15 protein-coding genes are annotated in these 15,723 nt (G+C 70.9%); 8 read left to right on the top strand and 7 right to left on the bottom strand.

Annotated elements, in window-relative coordinates; translation table 11 throughout:
- The 3 genes from rsgA to L6E10_RS04245 all read left to right on the top strand — a co-directional run bounded on the left by rsgA (window position 1) and on the right by L6E10_RS04245 (window position 2,255).
- Window positions 1-999, top strand: coding sequence for a ribosome small subunit-dependent GTPase A (gene rsgA / locus L6E10_RS04255; RefSeq protein WP_236216989.1), 999 nt, complete (start codon window positions 1-3; stop codon window positions 997-999).
- Between the two features lie 2 nt (window positions 1,000-1,001).
- Window positions 1,002-1,472, top strand: a complete 471-nt coding sequence (locus L6E10_RS04250) for a hypothetical protein (protein WP_236216987.1) — start codon at window positions 1,002-1,004, stop codon at window positions 1,470-1,472.
- Window positions 1,473-1,538: 66 nt separating this feature from the next.
- The gene (locus tag L6E10_RS04245; RefSeq protein ID WP_236216985.1) at window positions 1,539-2,255 is read left to right on the top strand and encodes an NAD(P)-dependent oxidoreductase; all 717 of its coding nucleotides are present in this window, start codon (window positions 1,539-1,541) and stop codon (window positions 2,253-2,255) included.
- Here L6E10_RS04245 and pruA read toward each other — a convergent pair.
- Window positions 2,252-3,880, bottom strand: a complete 1,629-nt coding sequence (pruA, locus tag L6E10_RS04240; protein WP_236216983.1) for an L-glutamate gamma-semialdehyde dehydrogenase — start codon at window positions 3,878-3,880, stop codon at window positions 2,252-2,254. The genes L6E10_RS04245 and pruA overlap by 4 nt on opposite strands.
- A 36-nt stretch (window positions 3,881-3,916) precedes the next feature.
- On the opposite strand from pruA, the gene L6E10_RS04235 reads away from it, so the two are divergent.
- Both L6E10_RS04235 and L6E10_RS04230 read left to right on the top strand, forming a co-directional pair.
- A complete protein-coding gene (locus tag L6E10_RS04235; protein WP_236216981.1) occupies window positions 3,917-4,303 on the top strand; it encodes a VOC family protein in 387 nt (128 codons plus the stop codon).
- A gap of 2 nt (window positions 4,304-4,305) precedes the next feature.
- Window positions 4,306-5,133 (top strand): GNAT family N-acetyltransferase, encoded by an 828-nt coding sequence (locus L6E10_RS04230; RefSeq protein WP_236216978.1) that lies wholly within the window; start codon window positions 4,306-4,308, stop codon window positions 5,131-5,133.
- Here L6E10_RS04230 and L6E10_RS04225 read toward each other — a convergent pair.
- Genes L6E10_RS04225 through L6E10_RS04215 form a run of 3 tightly spaced genes read right to left on the bottom strand, consistent with a single transcriptional unit; the run spans window position 5,130 to window position 7,687 of the window.
- The gene (locus tag L6E10_RS04225) at window positions 5,130-5,621 is read right to left on the bottom strand and encodes a hypothetical protein (protein ID WP_236216976.1); all 492 of its coding nucleotides are present in this window, start codon (window positions 5,619-5,621) and stop codon (window positions 5,130-5,132) included. The two genes, L6E10_RS04230 and L6E10_RS04225, sit on opposite strands and share 4 nt — an antisense overlap.
- Window positions 5,618-7,012, bottom strand: a complete 1,395-nt coding sequence (locus L6E10_RS04220; protein WP_236216974.1) for a wax ester/triacylglycerol synthase family O-acyltransferase — start codon at window positions 7,010-7,012, stop codon at window positions 5,618-5,620. Before L6E10_RS04220 ends, L6E10_RS04225 begins: the two co-directional genes overlap by 4 nt.
- Before the next feature lie 9 nt (window positions 7,013-7,021).
- Window positions 7,022-7,687, bottom strand: coding sequence for a phosphotransferase (locus L6E10_RS04215; RefSeq protein WP_236216972.1), 666 nt, complete (start codon window positions 7,685-7,687; stop codon window positions 7,022-7,024).
- A gap of 105 nt (window positions 7,688-7,792) precedes the next feature.
- On the opposite strand from L6E10_RS04215, the gene L6E10_RS04210 reads away from it, so the two are divergent.
- Window positions 7,793-8,539: an RNA methyltransferase gene (locus L6E10_RS04210; RefSeq protein ID WP_236216970.1), complete on the top strand. Its 747-nt coding sequence runs from the start codon at window positions 7,793-7,795 to the stop codon at window positions 8,537-8,539.
- A gap of 45 nt (window positions 8,540-8,584) precedes the next feature.
- On the opposite strand, the gene L6E10_RS04205 is transcribed toward L6E10_RS04210, so the two are convergent.
- Window positions 8,585-8,995, bottom strand: a complete 411-nt coding sequence (locus tag L6E10_RS04205) for an HAD-IA family hydrolase (protein ID WP_236216968.1) — start codon at window positions 8,993-8,995, stop codon at window positions 8,585-8,587.
- Window positions 8,996-9,062: 67 nt separating this feature from the next.
- Here L6E10_RS04205 and L6E10_RS04200 point away from each other — a divergent pair, with 67 nt between their 5' ends.
- Window positions 9,063-9,470, top strand: a complete 408-nt coding sequence (locus L6E10_RS04200) for an Rv3235 family protein (protein ID WP_236216966.1) — start codon at window positions 9,063-9,065, stop codon at window positions 9,468-9,470.
- Between the two features lie 96 nt (window positions 9,471-9,566).
- On the opposite strand, the gene secA is transcribed toward L6E10_RS04200, so the two are convergent.
- Window positions 9,567-12,506, bottom strand: coding sequence for a preprotein translocase subunit SecA (gene secA / locus L6E10_RS04195; protein ID WP_236216964.1), 2,940 nt, complete (start codon window positions 12,504-12,506; stop codon window positions 9,567-9,569).
- Between the two features lie 314 nt (window positions 12,507-12,820).
- The gene (gene hpf, locus L6E10_RS04190) at window positions 12,821-13,486 is read right to left on the bottom strand and encodes a ribosome hibernation-promoting factor, HPF/YfiA family (RefSeq protein ID WP_236216962.1); all 666 of its coding nucleotides are present in this window, start codon (window positions 13,484-13,486) and stop codon (window positions 12,821-12,823) included.
- 990 nt (window positions 13,487-14,476) lie between these two features.
- Here hpf and L6E10_RS04185 point away from each other — a divergent pair.
- Window positions 14,477-15,094 (top strand): ComF family protein, encoded by a 618-nt coding sequence (locus tag L6E10_RS04185; RefSeq protein ID WP_236216960.1) that lies wholly within the window; start codon window positions 14,477-14,479, stop codon window positions 15,092-15,094.
- The last annotated feature ends 629 nt before the right edge of the window (window positions 15,095-15,723 follow it).

Genomic DNA, 15,723 nt, shown 5'->3' with positions numbered 1-15,723 from the left:
GTGGGCAAGCGGGACTGGCGCAAGCTCGACGAGTCCGACGTGCGCGTGCGCCCCGGCAAGGGGACGCGGCCGCGCAGCAAGAGGCGGCCGGAACACGCCGACGCCGAGACCGCGATGGTGATCGGCGTGGACCGCGGGCGCTGGACGTGCGCACTGGAGTCCGGCGTCGTGGTCACGGCGATGCGTGCGCGCGAGTTGGGCCGCACGCCCGTGGTGGTCGGCGACCAGGTGGGCATCGTCGGTGACACCTCGGGTCTGCCGGACACGCTGGCCCGCATCGTGCGCGTCGAGGAGCGCACGTCCGTGCTGCGCCGGACCGCGGACGACACGGACCCGTTCGAACGCGTCGTCGTCGCGAACGCCTCCCAGCTCATCATGGTCGTCGCGCTGGCCGATCCCCCGCCGCGCACCGGCTTCATCGACCGCTGCCTCGTCGCCGCGTACGCCGGCGGCCTGGAACCGGTGCTGTGCCTGACGAAGTCGGACCTGGCGTCCGCCGACGCGCTGCTCGCCCTCTACACCGAGCTCGACGTGCCGGTGATCGTGACGAGGTCCGACGAGGAACCCGCCGAGCTGCGCGCTCGCCTCACGGACACGGTGTCGTGCCTCATCGGCCACTCCGGCGTCGGCAAGTCCACCCTGGTCAACAAGCTCGTGCCGGACGCGAACCGCGCCGTGGGCGTCGTGTCCGGCGTCGGCAAGGGCCGCCACACCTCCACCCAGGCCGTGGCGCTGCGCCTGCCCGGCGGCGGGTGGGTCGTCGACACGCCGGGCATCCGCTCGTTCGGTCTCGCGCACATCACGCCGGACGACATCGTGAAGGCGTTCCCGGACTTCGCCGAGGCCGCCGAGGAGTGCCCGCCGGGCTGCGGCCACCTCGGTCCGCCCGAGGACCCGGGCTGCGTGCTGGACGAGCTCGTGCCGGACGCGCAGGGCCGCCTCACGTCGTTGCGGCGGCTGCTGGCTTCGCGCGCGGGCATCGACGATTACGCTGACTGATCATGAGCATGCGCTGGTTGCTGCCCCTGCTGGTCACTCTCGCCGCGTGCTCGGCCACGGGCGGCACACCGGCCTTCGCCGAGGTGGACCCGTGTTCGCTGCTGCGGTCCGGTGACGCGGGCGGGCTCAACGGCACGCCTGCCAGGTCTGATCGGGTGTGCGACTACAGGTTCGACTCGCTGACCGTCGAGCTGACGCTGCTGGAGGCGGCGTTCGCGGACGAGTCGCAGGGGCTGCTGTCCGGCGGCGGCTACGGCGGGGTGATCGCGGGCGGCGAGGGCGAGAGCAACAACCGCCCGCTGACCCGCAGGTGTGCGGAGTCCTCCGGCGAGGTGAGGTGCGACGCAGTCCTGGAAGTCCGGGAACGGCAGCTCGTCCGGTTCGAGGTGGTGCAGCGCGGCACCGACCCCAACGCCGTCGGGCAGGTCGTGCAGGGCCTCGCGGCCAAGGCTTTCGAACGGCTCCCCGGGTGAGCGCCTTCACACGGGTGCCCGTCACGTACTGACGTCCTGCCCCGTCCACTGGTCATGAAGGTATTCGTGATCGGTGCGACGGGCGTTCTGGGACGGGAAGCGGTGCCGCGGCTGCGGGCGGCGGGTCACGAGGTCGATGTGCTGGACCGGCACACCACCTCGATGTTCGACGTCGGTCAGCTCACCGCGGCGTTCGCGGGTCACGACGCCGTGGTCAACCTCGCCACCCGCATCCCGCTGAGCGCGAAGGCCGTCCTGGCCCGCGCGTGGGCGGAGAACAACCGCATCCGCACCGAGGGCAGCGCCGCCGTCGTCGAGGCCGCGATGAGGGCCGGGGTCGGGCGGGTCGTGCAGGAGGGCATCTCGTTCGTCTACGCGGACGGCGGCGATCGGGAGCTCGACGAGAGCGCGCCGATCGAGCCGGTCGGGCACGTCGCCAGCTCGGTCACGGCGCAGGAGAACGTGCTGCGGCACCCCGGCGGCGTGTTCCTGCGCTTCGGGTTGCTGATGGGCGGCGACGCCACGTCACCGCCCGTGCTCGTCGGCGACGGCTGGATGTCGGTCGTGCACCCCGCCGACGCGGCGGCCGCGGCGGTCGCCGCCCTCGACGCGCCTCCCGGCGTCTACAACGTCGGGACGCCGGTGCTCAAGCGGGACACGGGGATCACGCGCCTGCCGCGGTTCTCCGGCAAGCTCGCCGCGTCGTTCGAGGTGTTCGGGCGGTCGCAGCGGGTTGTGAGCACGAAGCTCACCGAGGCCACCGGCTGGAGGCCCCGCCACTAACCCATGTGCGGGTACCGGTGGTCCGCCGCCGGGACCAGGGTCTCCTTGACGACGCGCGGGCTCGTCCACCGCTGCAGGTTGTAGATCGAGCCCGCCTTGTCGTTGGTGCCGGAGCCGCGCGAGCCGCCGAACGGCTGCTGCCCGACGACGGCGCCGGTCGGCTTGTCGTTGACGTAGAAGTTGCCCGCCGCGAAGCGCAGGGCGCGGTGGGCCTGCTCCACGGCGGCGCGGTCGCGGGCGAAGATCGCGCCGGTCAGCGCGTACGGCGTGGAGGTGTCGATGATCTCCATCATCCTCGGGAAGTCCGCGTCCTCGTAGACGTGGACGGCGAGGATCGGGCCGAAGTACTCCGACGTGAAGATGTCGTGGTGCGGGTCGGTGCCCAGCAGCACCGCGGGGTCGACGAAGTAGCCCACCGAGTCGTCGCACGAGCCGCCGGCGAGGACCTCGACCGAGGTGGACGCGGACGCCATCAGCAGCGCCTCCTCCTGCTTGGCGAACGCGCGGTGGTCGATGACCGCGCCGCCGAACACCGAGAGGTCCGTGACATCGCCGTAGGACAACGACTTCGTGATGTCGAGCAACTGCTCGCGCACGCCGCCCTCCCACAGCGACCGCGCGATGTAGGCCCGCGACGCCGCCGAGCACTTCTGGCCCTGGTATTCGAAGGCACCGCGCACGAGCCCCGTGACGAGCGCCTTCGGATCCGCCGAAGCGTGCGCCAGCACGAAGTCCTTGCCGCCGGTCTCGCCGACGATGCGCGGGTAGGCGCGGTAGTGGTCGAGGTTGCCCGCCATGGTCTGCCACAGCGACTTGAACGTGCGGGTGGAGCCGGTGAAGTGCAGGCCCGCGAAGAACCTGTCGCGCAACGCCACCTCGCTCACCGCCCGGCCGTCTCCCGTGACGAGGTTGACCACGCCCGGCGGCAGACCGGCCTCCTCCAGCAGCCGCATGGTGAAGTGCGCGGCGAGCTGCTGCGTCGGCGACGGCTTCCACAGCACCGTGTTGCCCATCAACGCGGGCGCGAGCGGCAGGTTGCCCGCGATGGCGGTGAAGTTGAACGGCGTGATCGCCACGACGAACCCGTCGAGCGGCCGGTGGTCCATCCGGTTCCACACGCCCGGCGAGGACAGCGGCTGCTCCTGCAGGACGCGGCGGCCGAAGTGGACGTTGAAGCGCAGGAAGTCGATCAGCTCGCACGCGGCGTCGATCTCGGCCTGCTGCACGGACTTCGACTGCCCGAGGATCGTGGCGGCGTTGAGGGTGTCGCGCCACGGCCCGGCGAGCAGGTCGGCCGCGCGCAGCAGCACCGCGGCGCGTTCGTCGAACGGCAGCTCCTGCCAGCCCGGAGCGGCGTGCTGGGCCGCGCGCATCGCCTCGGCGACGTCGGAGTTGGTGGCCTGCGCCGTCACGCCGAGGACGTGCCTGTGGTCGTGGGGCTGGACCACGTCGATGCGGTCGCCACCGCCCATGCGCTGCCGACCGCCGATGGTCATCGTCAGTTCGTGGGTGGTGCCTTCGAGTTCCGCGATGCGCGCCTCGAGGCTGGTCCGTTCGGCGCTACCGGGTGCGTAGGTGCGCACGGGCTCGTTGACCGGTTCGGGTGCAGACGTGACTGCGTCCATTCCCCCATCGTGGCACGCGGTAGTAGGGTCCGTCGGGTGGCGCGGGTGACTGGCATCGGCGGGGTTTTCCTGCGTTCACGGGATCCTGTGCGCTTGGCCGCCTGGTACCGCGAGAACCTGGGCGTGCCGATGAGCGAGAAGGGCACCGTCACCTTCCACTGGCTCGACACGGCGACGAACGAGCACCCCGGCACGACGACGATGGCGTTGTTCGCCCAGGACACCCAGTACATCGGCGAACCCGACCAGCGCACCATGCTGAACCTGCGCGTGGACGACCTGCTGTCGCTGATGGCGAAGCTCAAGGCGCGCGGCGTCGAGGTGCTGCCCGAGACCGAGGACTCGGACTTCGGCCGCTTCGGCTGGTGCGTCGACCCCGAGGGCAACCGGATCGAGCTGTGGGAACCCGCGGAAGGGATGTGACCGTGCTCGACGACGCCGTGCGCGCGTTGCGCGAATGGCAGCGCGACGACCTGCCGTTCCAGCTCCACCCCGGCGATCTGGGCTGGTACTGGCGGTTCGGCGAGGAGGCCATCGGGGCGGCGGTCCGCGTCTGGCGCCGGGACGGGCGGGTGCTCGCCGTCGGCCTGCTGGACGGCGCCGACCTGCTGCGGTGCACGATCGCGCCGGACGCCCGGCAGGACGAGGACCTGGCGCGGCGGCTGGCCGACGACGTCTGCGACCCGGACCGCGGCGCGCTGCCCGCCGGGGAGGTCTACGTCGAGTCCCCTGCGGGCACGCGCTTCGAGGAGCTGTTGTCCGAACGCGGCTGGCAGCCCGGCGAGCCGTGGACGCCGCTGCGCCTCGACCTCTCCTCACCGGTGCCCGGCCCCGGCGTGCGGGTCGAGGTCGTCGAGCCCGCACAGGCCCACCTGCACGCCGCCGTGATCAGGGCGTCGTTCGAGAAGTCCACCTTCACCGAAGAACGCTGGCACGCGATGGCCTCGGGCCCGCCGTTCGCGGACGCTCGGTGCCTCGTCGCGTTCGACGGTCAGGACGCGGCGGCGGCGATCACGGTGTGGTCGGCCGGTCCCGGCAAGCCGGGAGTGGTCGAACCGATGGGCGTGCACCACGACCACCGGGGCCGCGGCCTCGGCAGGGCGATCACCCTCGCCGGCGCCGCCGCACTGCGCGACCTCGGCTCGTCGAGCGCGGTCGTCTGCACGCCGAGCTCGAACACGGCCGCCGTCGCCACCTACCGGGCAGCCGGGTTCACCGCACTGCCCGAGGTGCACGACCAGCGCCGCGACTAGAGCAGTTCCAGGACGAACGGCAGCTCCTGGGCCGCGTACCAGGCCAGTTCGTGGTCCTCGGCGCTGCCCAGGGTGAACTCGGCGTCCGGGTCGCCCAGGTCCGCGGCGTCCACGACCTCCACCGCCGCGCGCACGTCCTGCTCGGCCTCGGCCGTGTCGAGGTGCACGGAGGCGACGTCCTTGAGGGTGAACGAGCCGGCGACCTTCACGACCGAGAAGTCGAGGTCGGGCCGCAACGTCACGTCGTCCGCGTCCACCGCGAGCACCGCGCGCCGCGGTTCGGCCTTCTCGTCGGCCGCCAGCAGCCGCAGCGAGGCGCGGGCGGCGTCCATCATGGCCGCGTACTCCAGTTCCTCGGTGTCGCCCGCGGCGTAGGACTCGCGCAGCGCCGGCGTCAGCGCGAAGGCCGTGCCGGTGACCGGGGCCAGTTCGCCGCTGTCGACGAACGCGCGCAGCATCGGCACCGTGGCCGGGATGTAGACCCTCATGACCCGTTCGCCGTCCCCATCAGTTCCTCCACCGACTCCTCGACCATGGCCGCCAGAACGTCCACATCGGACATCGCGTCGCGGTCGCCGTTCAACCCGAAGTAAACACCGCCGTCGTACGACGTCACCCCGATGGCCAGCGCCTGGTTCCTGGCGAGCGGCACGACCGGGAAGATCTCGGTCATTCTCGCGCCCGCCGCGTACAGCGGCACCTGCGGGCCGGGGACGTTCGTGACGATGACGTTGAACAGCCGCCGGCTGAACGAGCTCGCAGCGCGCGCACCGAGCGCGTGCAGCGTCGGCGGCGCGAAGCCGGAGACCTTCACCAGCGCGTCGGCTGCCACGGACTGGCCGGACTCCTGGTGGGCGCGCATCGCGTGGCTCACGTGGTGCAGGCGCACGACCGGGTTCGGCTCGCCGACCGGCAGGTCGACCAGGTACGCGCTGACGTTGTTGCCCGAGTCCGGGTCCGCTTCACGAACCGAGAGCGGGGCCATCGCGCGGATCGTGGTGCTGCCGGTGACGTTCTCGCCGCGGCTGAGCAGCCAGTTGCGCAGCGCTCCGCTCAGGGCGGCGAGCACCACGTCGTTGACGGTGCCGCCGTGCGCCTTGCGGATGGCGCGCAGGTCGTCGAGCCGGGTGCGGGCGACGGCGAACCGGCGCTGCGGCGAGGAGATGCGGACGTTCAGCGGCGTGCCGGGCGCGGGTGTCGCGGCGGTGCGGACCGCCGAGGCGAGCACGCCGAACGTGTGGAAGATCTTCTCGACCGTGTTGACGGTGTCCAGGGCGGCGCTGCGGACGTTCTCCACGAGCTCGCCGGGGCGCTGCACGATGTCGGTGACCGCGTCGGCCACGAGCTGCAGCGAACTGGGTTCCGGCTGCGGCATCCAGAGGTTCTCGACGTTCGTGCGCGGCGACGGCGACACGTCCAGCATGACCTGGCCGATCTCGAGCGACGCGATGCCGTCGACCATGGCCTGGTGGGTCTTGGTGATGACCGCGGCCTGGTTCTTCGCGAGGCCCTCGACGAGGTAGATCTCCCACAGCGGGCGGGAGTGGTCGAGCGGGCGCGACATCAGGCGCGCGACCAGGTCGTGCAGCTGGGTGTCGCTGCCCGGCTTGGGCAGCGCCGACCTGCGGACGTGGTAGGTGACGTCGAAGTCCGGGTCGTCGACCCAGACCGGGCGCGCGATGCGGCCCGGGACGTGCACGACCTTCTGCCGGTAGCGCGGCACGAGGCTCAGGCGCTGCTCGATGAGGTCGACGAGCTTGTCGTAGTCGAAGCCCGCCTTGGGCCGCCGGAACACCGCCACGCCACCGACGTGCATCGGCGTCGTGGAGCCCTCCATGTACAGGAACGAGGCGTCCAGCGCTGACAGTCGGTCCGGCATGCACCCAGCCTAGTGGCGTTTGCGGTCCATCAACCTCTGCAGCGCGGCCCGTTCCCGCGGATCGCGGTCGTGGCGGCCCAGCCGGATGCGCGCGGCCTCCGGGATCGCCTCGACCGCCAGCGGGTCGGCGTTGGCCATGAACGAGCGCAGGAACCGCCACCGCGTGAGCTTCTTGACCGGGGCGAGGCTCGCGACGGCGAGCGAGACCCAGCTCAGCGCGACGTCGAGCCGGCGGTCGCCCTTGGTGGCGCTGGCCCAGTCGAGGACGACGGGCCCCTCCGGACCGAGCACGACGTTGCCGGGGTGCAGGTCGAGGTGCAGGAGGTCGCCCTCGCCGCTCAGGAAGTCGGGCGCGGGGATGACGTCGAGGCGGCGGTGCAGGTCCGCGAGCTCCTTGCCGAGACCGCCTGCGAACCACGGCTTGCGGCCGATCTCCTCCGACATCCGCGGGCCGGGCACGTACTGCATGACGAGCTCGTCCCGCGTGGCCTCGTGAACGCGCGGGACGGGGATGCCGCACCCGCTCAGGTACACCATCATCTCGGCCTCGCGTCGCAGGTCACGGCCGGTGCGGGTGCGCTTGACCAGCAAGCCGTCCGACCGGATGAACACATCCGAGTCCTGACCGCTCGCGAGGTGTTGACGTTGCGCGACACTGCGCATACCTGCCGTCATGTGACGATCATCATCGATATGATCCGAAACACAAGGGCCGAACGGCTCTAGTGGAGCTCTTCACCCGTTCGAGCCCGCCGTGCCCGCCTCTGTCACCCTCTTCACGTGGAGATCTCGCCCAAGGACCGCTTCGTCACCGTCTACGGCCGCAAGCCAGTGCTGGAGGCGCTGGACGACCCGGCGCTGTCAGTGGACAAGGTGGTGCTCGCCGACACGGCCCGCGGCCCTGCCGCGCGCGAGATCCTCGACGCGGCCCGTTCCCGCGGCGTCCAGGTGCAGCGGGCCACCGCGCAACGCGTGAAGGTGCTGGCGGGCAACGGGAAGCAGGACCAAGGCGTGCTCGCCGACGTGGTCGCGCCCCGCATGAAGCCGCTCGCCCTGGCCCTGGAGGAAGGGTCGCTGCGGTCCGTGCTGGTGCTCGACGGCATCACGACGCCCGCGAACGTCGGCATGATCCTGCGCACCGCGACCGCGGCGGGGATCGACGGCATCGTCGTCCCGCGCCGCGGCGTCGCGTCGATCGACCCGCTCGTGGTCAAGGCCTCCGCCGGGGTGGCCTTCCGAGCGCCCGTGCTGCGCTGCGGCACCGCGGCGGAGGCCTCGGCTCTGCTGCGCGCGTCCGGCTATCCGCTCTTCGCGCTCGACTCCCACGCCTCCGACACCATCTACTCCGCTTCTTTCGGCGAGCGCGCCGCATTCGTCCTGGGCAGCGAAACGTCCGGAATCACCGACGACGTGCGTCCGCACGTCACGTCGTGGCTTTCGATTCCGATGGCGGCGGGCGTGGAATCGCTGAACGTCGCCTCGGCGGCGGCCGTCCTCTGCTTCGAACTGGTGCGCCGCTCTCAGTGAGAAAGGCTCAGAGCCGGTCGGCGCGGTGACCGTTCCCCTGGTCCCTCATCCGCGGAGAGCAATCCCCAGCAGGACCTCCAGCTCCTCGAGGGTGGACCGCGTCGACCGGTGGTGGACGCCGACCATTCCGGCCTCGGCAGCACCGCGGATGTTGACCGCGAGGTCGTCGACGAACACGCACTCCCCCGGCTCGAGACCGAGCTTCCGCGCCACGACCAGGTAGATGCCGACGTCCGGCTTCGCCAGCCCGGCCTCACCGGAGAGGACGGTCGCGTCGAAGAGCCCGTCGAAGACGCGCGGCGGCTGCCACCAACCGTCCGCATTGGACAGCAACGCCGTCTTGAGCCCGCGCCGCTTGACCTCGCGCAGGGCGGTGAGGAGCGGCGGCTCGGCCGGGTTGTCCTCGCCGGGATCGGTCAGGACGCCGCCGTAGTCGAGCACCAGAGCTTTCAGCACGTCGAGGACGGTACCCACTTTCGAGTGGCCCGTGTCCTGATGACGCCCGCCGCTCGCCTGGTAGGGCATGCCGCCAGTCGTTCGCCGCCTGCCCGCCTACGAGCCGCCCGTGGGCGGAGCCGTTCCGCTGCCCCGGCCCCGGCCACGACCCGTCTGGGTGCCGGAGCCCGATCCGCCGTCGCCCGCGCTGGACCCGCTGCGGCTGGTGGGTGCCGTGCTGGAGGTGCTGGACGGGCGGCGGCCTGCTCGGCTGCTGCGGGAGGTCGCGGTGCCGGGGCTGGCGGTGCGACTCGGGGCGATGGTGCGGGCTCGGACCACGCGGGTGGTCCGGATGCCCCGGGTTTGTCGTCCGTCCCGGTTCGTGGCCGAGATCTCCGCGACCGTCCGCAGGGAGGGGCGGGTGCTGGCCGTGGCCTGCCGGGTCGAGCACCGGGGCGGGAGGTGGTGGTTCACCTCGTTCACGGTGCTGGAGTGAGGCGTGTCGCCGCCTCACTCCAGCCCGCAGGCCTGAAAAAGCCGCGTGGGCCGCCCTCCCGGAGGAGTGCGGCCCACGCGGCGGCAAGAGGTGAGGTCAGCGACCCCGGCGCTGGTTCTTGGCCGCCTGGCGGGCGGCCTCGCGGCGCTCCTTGCGGGTGCCGCCCTGCTGGCCGGCGCCACCGTTCGCCTCGGCGTGCTCTTCCACGCCGCCGTCCTCGGCCGGGCCGCTGTAGCTCAGGTTCTGCTGGCCGGGGCCGCCGAGGCCCTTGCCGCGCAGGGCGGGCGGGATGGCGTTGCCGCTCGCCAGCTGGGCCATCGCCGGGCCCGCGGGGGCCTGGGCCTGCTGCTGGGCCTGCTGCTGGGCGGCTGCCGCCGCGCGGGCACGGGCGCGGGCGCCTCCGCCGTTGCCCGAGACCTGCGGCAGGGCCTGCGGGGCCGCGGCGAGGGTCACGGGGACCTCCGGCTGGGCCGGCTCCGGCTCCGCTGCCTCGACCTGGAGGTTGAACAGGAAGCCGACGGTCTCCTCGCGCAGCGCGTCGAGCATCGCGTTGAACATCTCGAAGCCCTCGCGCTGGTACTCGATGAGGGGGTCGCGCTGCGCCATCGCGCGCAGGCCGATGCCCTCCTTCAAGTAGTCCATCTCGTAGAGGTGCTCGCGCCACTTGCGGTCCAGGACGGACAGCAGGACGCGGCGCTCCAGCTCGCGGGTGGCGCCTTCGCCGACGCGGCTGTCGATGTCGGCCTCGCGGGCGCGGTAGGCGTTCATCGCGTCCTCGATGAGGACTTCCCGCAGGTACTCGCGGGTGATGTCCTCGTCGGACTCGAGGAGGTCCTTCGGGTCGAGGGAGACCGGGTAAAGGGTCTTCAGCGCGGTCCAGAGCTTGTCGAAGTCCCAGTCCTCGGCGTAGCCGTCGGCGGTGGCGCCGTTGACGTACTCCTCGATGACGCTCTGGATCATGTGCTCGACCTGTTCCTTCAGGTCTTCGCCTTCGAGGACGCGGCGGCGCTCGGCGTAGATCACCGTGCGCTGGCGGTTCATGACCTCGTCGTACTTGAGGACGTTCTTGCGGATCTCGAAGTTCTGCTGCTCGACCTGGGTCTGCGCGCTGCGGATGGCGCGGGTGACCATCTTGTGCTCGATCGGCACGTCGTCCGGCACGTTCAGGCGCGTCATGACCATCTCGACCATGGACGCGTTGAAGCGGCGCATCAGTTCGTCCTGCAGGGACAGGTAGAAGCGCGACTCACCGGGGTCGCCCTGACGGCCGGTGCGGCCGCGGAGCTGGTTGTCGATGCGGCGCGACTCGTGGCGCTCGGTGCCGAGCACGTAGAGGCCGCCGGCCTCGCGGACCTCGTCGGCCTCGGCCTTGCCCTGGGTCGTCAGCTCCTCGACGACCTTCGCCCACTCGGCCTCGTACTCCTCCGGCGTGTTCACCGGGTCGAGGCCGCGGTCGCGCAGCTCGTGGTCGGCGATGATGTCCGGGTTGCCGCCCAGCACGATGTCGGTACCGCGACCGGCCATGTTCGTCGCGACGGTGACGGCGCCCTTGCGGCCCGCCTTCGCGATGATCAGCGCCTCGCGGTCGTGGTGCTTCGCGTTCAGCACCTCGTGCGGGATGCCCTTGCGCACCAGCAGCTTCGACAGGTATTCGGAGCGCTCGACGCTCGTCGTGCCGATCAGGACCGGCTGGCCCTTCGCGTGCTTCTCGGCGATGTCCTCGGCGACGGCCTCGAACTTCGCCTCCTCGCTCTTGTAGACGAGGTCGGGCTGGTCCTTGCGCTGCGGAGGGCGGTTCGTCGGGATCGGGACGACGCCCAGCTTGTAGGTCTGGTGGAACTCGGCCGCCTCGGTCTCGGCGGTACCGGTCATGCCGCCGAGCTTCTCGTAGAGGCGGAAGTAGTTCTGCAGGGTGATCGTGGCGAGCGTCTGGTTCTCCGCCTTGATCTCCACGCCCTCCTTGGCCTCGATGGCCTGGTGCATGCCCTCGTTGTAGCGACGACCGGCGAGCACACGACCCGTGAACTCGTCGACGATCATCACTTCGCCGTTGCGGAGGATGTAGTCCTTGTCGCGGTGGTAGAGCTCCTTCGCCTTGAGGGCGTTGTTCAGGTAGCCCACCAACGGCGTGTTCGCGGCCTCGTAGAGGTTGTCGATGCCGAGCTGGTCCTCGATGAACTCCACACCGAGCTCGGTGACGGCGACCGTGCGCTTCTTCTCGTCGTACTGGTAGTGGTACGACTTCGACTTCTCCTCGATGACCTCGATGCGGTCCTTCTGGGAGAGCTGGGTGACGTCGATGCCGCGCATGCGCGGGACCAGGCGGGCGAACTCCGTGTACCAGCGGGCCGACTGCTCGGCAGGGCCGGAGATGATCAGCGGCGTGCGGGCCTCGTCGATGAGGATCGAGTCGACCTCGTCGACGATCGCGAAGTAGTGGCCGCGCTGCACGCACTCGTCCAGGCTCCACGCCATGTTGTCGCGCAGGTAGTCGAAGCCGAACTCGTTGTTCGTGCCGTAGGTGATGTCCGAGTTGTACGACGCGCGGCGCTGCTCCGGGGTCATCTCGGAGAGGATCGCGCCGACGGACAGCCCCAGGAAGCGGTGCACGCGGCCCATCCAGTCCGCGTCGCGCTTGGCCAGGTAGTCGTTCGTGGTGATGACGTGGACGCCCTTGCCGGCGAGCGCGTTGAGGTACACGGGCATGACCGAGGTCAGCGTCTTGCCCTCACCGGTGCGCATCTCGGAGATCTGGCCCAGGTGGAGCGCCGCTCCACCCATCATCTGCACGTCGTAGGGCCGCTGGCCCAGGGTGCGCTTCGCGGCCTCGCGGGCCACGGCGAACGCCTCGGGAAGGAGTTCGTCGAGCGACTCGCCCTCGGCGTGGCGCTTCTTGAACTCCTCGGTCTTGCCGCGCAACTCGGCGTCGGAGAGGTCCACCACCTCGTCTTCCAGGTGGTTGATGTGCTGTGCGATGTTGCGGAGGCGCTTGAGCATCTTGCCCTCGCCGGAGCGGAGCAGTCGGGACAGCACCATCTGGATAGACCTCATCACCTGTATCGCGGCGCGTCCACCACGGACGCCTTTCCCCTGCCCATCGTAGGCAAGTCGCCAAGATGTGTGCACGGACACAGGCGGATTGGCACGCCCGACCTGGTATGAGCAGGTCAGGTGCCGGCTCTGCGGTGCCCGCAGACCTCCTGTCGCCGCTGCCCCCACCCCGGCTACTGGTCTGGAGAACGAACAGGGACCGCGTGAAGGTTCCTGGCCCGGCCAAGTTCACCTTGACGGTGAACGTCCGGGGCCGAGAAGGGTCCGACCGGCGGTAGGAGGTACGGGGTCCGCGCGGGTCAGGCCAGCCTGATCACGCCGTAGTCGAATCCCTTCCGGCGGTAGACGACACTCGGGCGCCCGGATTCGGCGTCGGCGAACAGGTAGAAGTCGTGGCCGACCAGCTCCATCTCGTAGAGGGCCTGGTCGACGGTCATCGGTTTGGCGGCGTGCTCCTTCTCGCGTACGACGCGTCCGGGCAACTTGTCTTCGAGGCCCTCGTCCCAACGCTGCGCGGGCACTTCCGCCATGCCCTCGTAGTCGGCCTCGGGTGCGTCGAGCACCGCGGTCTTCGCGCGGCGCGACGTCATGCTTTCGCCGGCGGACGGTTCACCCAGTCCGCTTGTCGCTTCGGCCACCGAGATCGGGGCACGCGCCCCGTGGTGGACGCGCCTGCGGTCATGCGACCGACGCAGGCGGTTCTCGAGCTTCGCGACCGCAGAATCGAGCGCAGCGTAGAAGTCACCCGCGCAGGCTTCGGAACGGACCACGGGTCCACGTCCCTTGCCGGTGATTTCGACCCGCTGGCAGTTCTTCGACTGACGGCGGTTCGGCTCGTGGAAAAGCTCCACGTCGAAGCGGATGACCTTGCGGTCGTAGCGCTCAAGCCGGGCCAGCTTTTCGGCGACGTGCACCCTGTAGTGATCGGGCACCTCGACATTGCGGCCCTTAACGACGATGTCCATACACGACCTCCCTCGCTTTGCTGCGAGCTATGGCTGGACTGCATTCGAAGCGCCGTGGCGATCTTGGATCGCGGATGTGTCGCAGAGGGTCGTCTCCCTCGGCTCTCACGGCGCCAGGATCATGGGCTGTTCGCCTCCTCCCCGCGGGCCGGGAACGCTGATAGCGGTGCACGTTAGCTTGGGATTCACCGTCGCGTAAGCCCCCTTGCCGAGGGAACGACGAGATTTTTCGACGACTACGCAGCGCGACGACAGCGCGTTGCCAAACGTTTCCCGAGCGTGCCGCGGCCCAAACCCGCACCCCTCCCGCTCACCCGCAAGGCCCAGCCGCGCACCGGCACTCGACGGCAGGTCTGCTGCGTCGAACGGCTCCAGTCGCGGCCTCATACCCAGCCAACGGGCGACCCCCGCGTCATGTTCCCGAAACCGGGAAGAGATCGATTCCGATCTCCGAAGCGGAACGCGGACTCACTTCTTCCGCCCGTCCCGATCGGTGCAGATGCCCGATCACGACCCAGTCACGCCGGGCTGAACGGCGGATTTCGCCCAATGACGGACAAGGCGGTTGATCACACCCAGAGCCGAACGCGAGCACATTTCAAGTAATAACCGCTGGTCAGCTCACCATGTGAATAGTCGTTAACCACTTGCGGGTGTCACGATGGCCACCACGGGTCACCCAAGGGGGTCGTGGTTGAGCGCGCGTGGCCGGGCAGCGGCGGTGAACGTGCGGACCACTCAGTTCTGGAAACATGACTCGACAGACGCTGGGACAAACGGGGCAAAACGAGTTACCGGCTCTTGGAACGCCGTCACAGAACTCGCTCCGAGCTGCGGATTCCGGTGGTGCGCGGAGGCTGCGGAGATCGACAACGCAACCGGAACTTCACCCTTGTGGGCGGTGCCGAAAGGCCCGTGGCGGCCGACGTCCCGGCCCCTTTCCCGGCCGACGGCGATTTTCTGTCGGACCCCGCCGCCACCCTGGTTCCCATGACAGCTCTCGACCTGCTCCTGCCTCCCGTCTGCTCCGGCTGCGGCCTCTCCGGCACCGCCTGCTGCACCAAGTGCCTCGACGGCTTCGGCCCGCCCACCCGCCTCCAGGTCCCCGGTGTTGCGCCGCCCGTGTGGACGCTGGCGACCTACAACGGTGCGGCGCGGGAACTCGTGCTGGCCTTCAAGGAACGGAGCGCACGGGCGCTCTCGGCCTGGTTCGGCGCGATGGTCGCGGCGGCCCTGGTCGCGGTCGGGCCTCCGCCGTGGACGATCGTGCCGGCACCCTCCCGCCGCAGCGCCGCGCGGGACCGCGGTGGTGACCACATGGTGCGGATCGCCCGGGAGGTGGACGTCGCCGCCGTCGCGCCGGTGCTGCGCCTCGGGCCCGGGGTGGCCGACTCCGTGGGGCTGAGCGCCGGCGCCCGGCGGCGGAACCTGGCCGGGCGGGTGGAGGTCGTGGGGCGGCCACCGCCGGGGACGGTCGTGCTGCTGGACGACGTGATCACGACCGGGGCGACGGCCGCGGCCTGCGTGCGCGCCCTGCGTGCGGCTGGGGTGCGGACGAACGCCGTGCTCGTGCTGACCTCGGCCCGGCCGCACCGGCCCGGCGACTAGGCAGGCGTCGCGCCGCTCGTGGCGACGGCTGACCGGTGCGAGCCCGCGTTGTGGCTTGGGGTTGTGGCACGGTGCTGAGGGCTCGCGGCTATGGCCCGCGGCTGAGGCACGCGGCTGAGGCACGCGGCTGTGTCGGCACGGCGGTTCGGGCTCGACACGTGGCGTCGCGACACGGCGGCTCGACAGGTGGCGTCGCGACACGGCGGCGAGGAGGCGGGCGGGTGCCCCGTCCTCGCCGCCACCCGGCGCAGTTCCGTCGCGGATGCCTACCGTCCCGACACGGGGCGCCGCGACACGGCGGCCCGACACGTGGTGGCAGCACCGGTACCGCACGACGTCGAGAAGGCGGGCGGTGCCCCGCCCTCGCCGCCACCCGGCCCGGCTCCGCCGCAGACGCCTACCACCCCGACACGGGGCGCCGCACCACGGCGGCCCGGCACGTGGCAGCAGCACCCGTGCCGCACAGCGCCGAGAAGACGGGCAGTGCCCCGCCCTCGCCACCACCCGGTCCGGCTCCGCCGCGTATGCCTGCCGTCCCGAGGCGGGCGGCGCACCACGGTTCCGCCCGCGCACCACCGCTCCTGGCCGACCCCCAACCCGTAGCCGTGCACCACGCCTCCCAGCCGTGC

Origin of the sequence: Lentzea sp. CC55, from assembly GCF_021056325.1 — a bacterium.
Lineage (GTDB): Bacteria > Actinomycetota > Actinomycetes > Mycobacteriales > Pseudonocardiaceae > Lentzea > Lentzea jiangxiensis.
The sequence above is the reverse complement of the archived record's forward strand: the minus strand, read 5'-3'. Positions and strand labels throughout refer to the sequence as shown.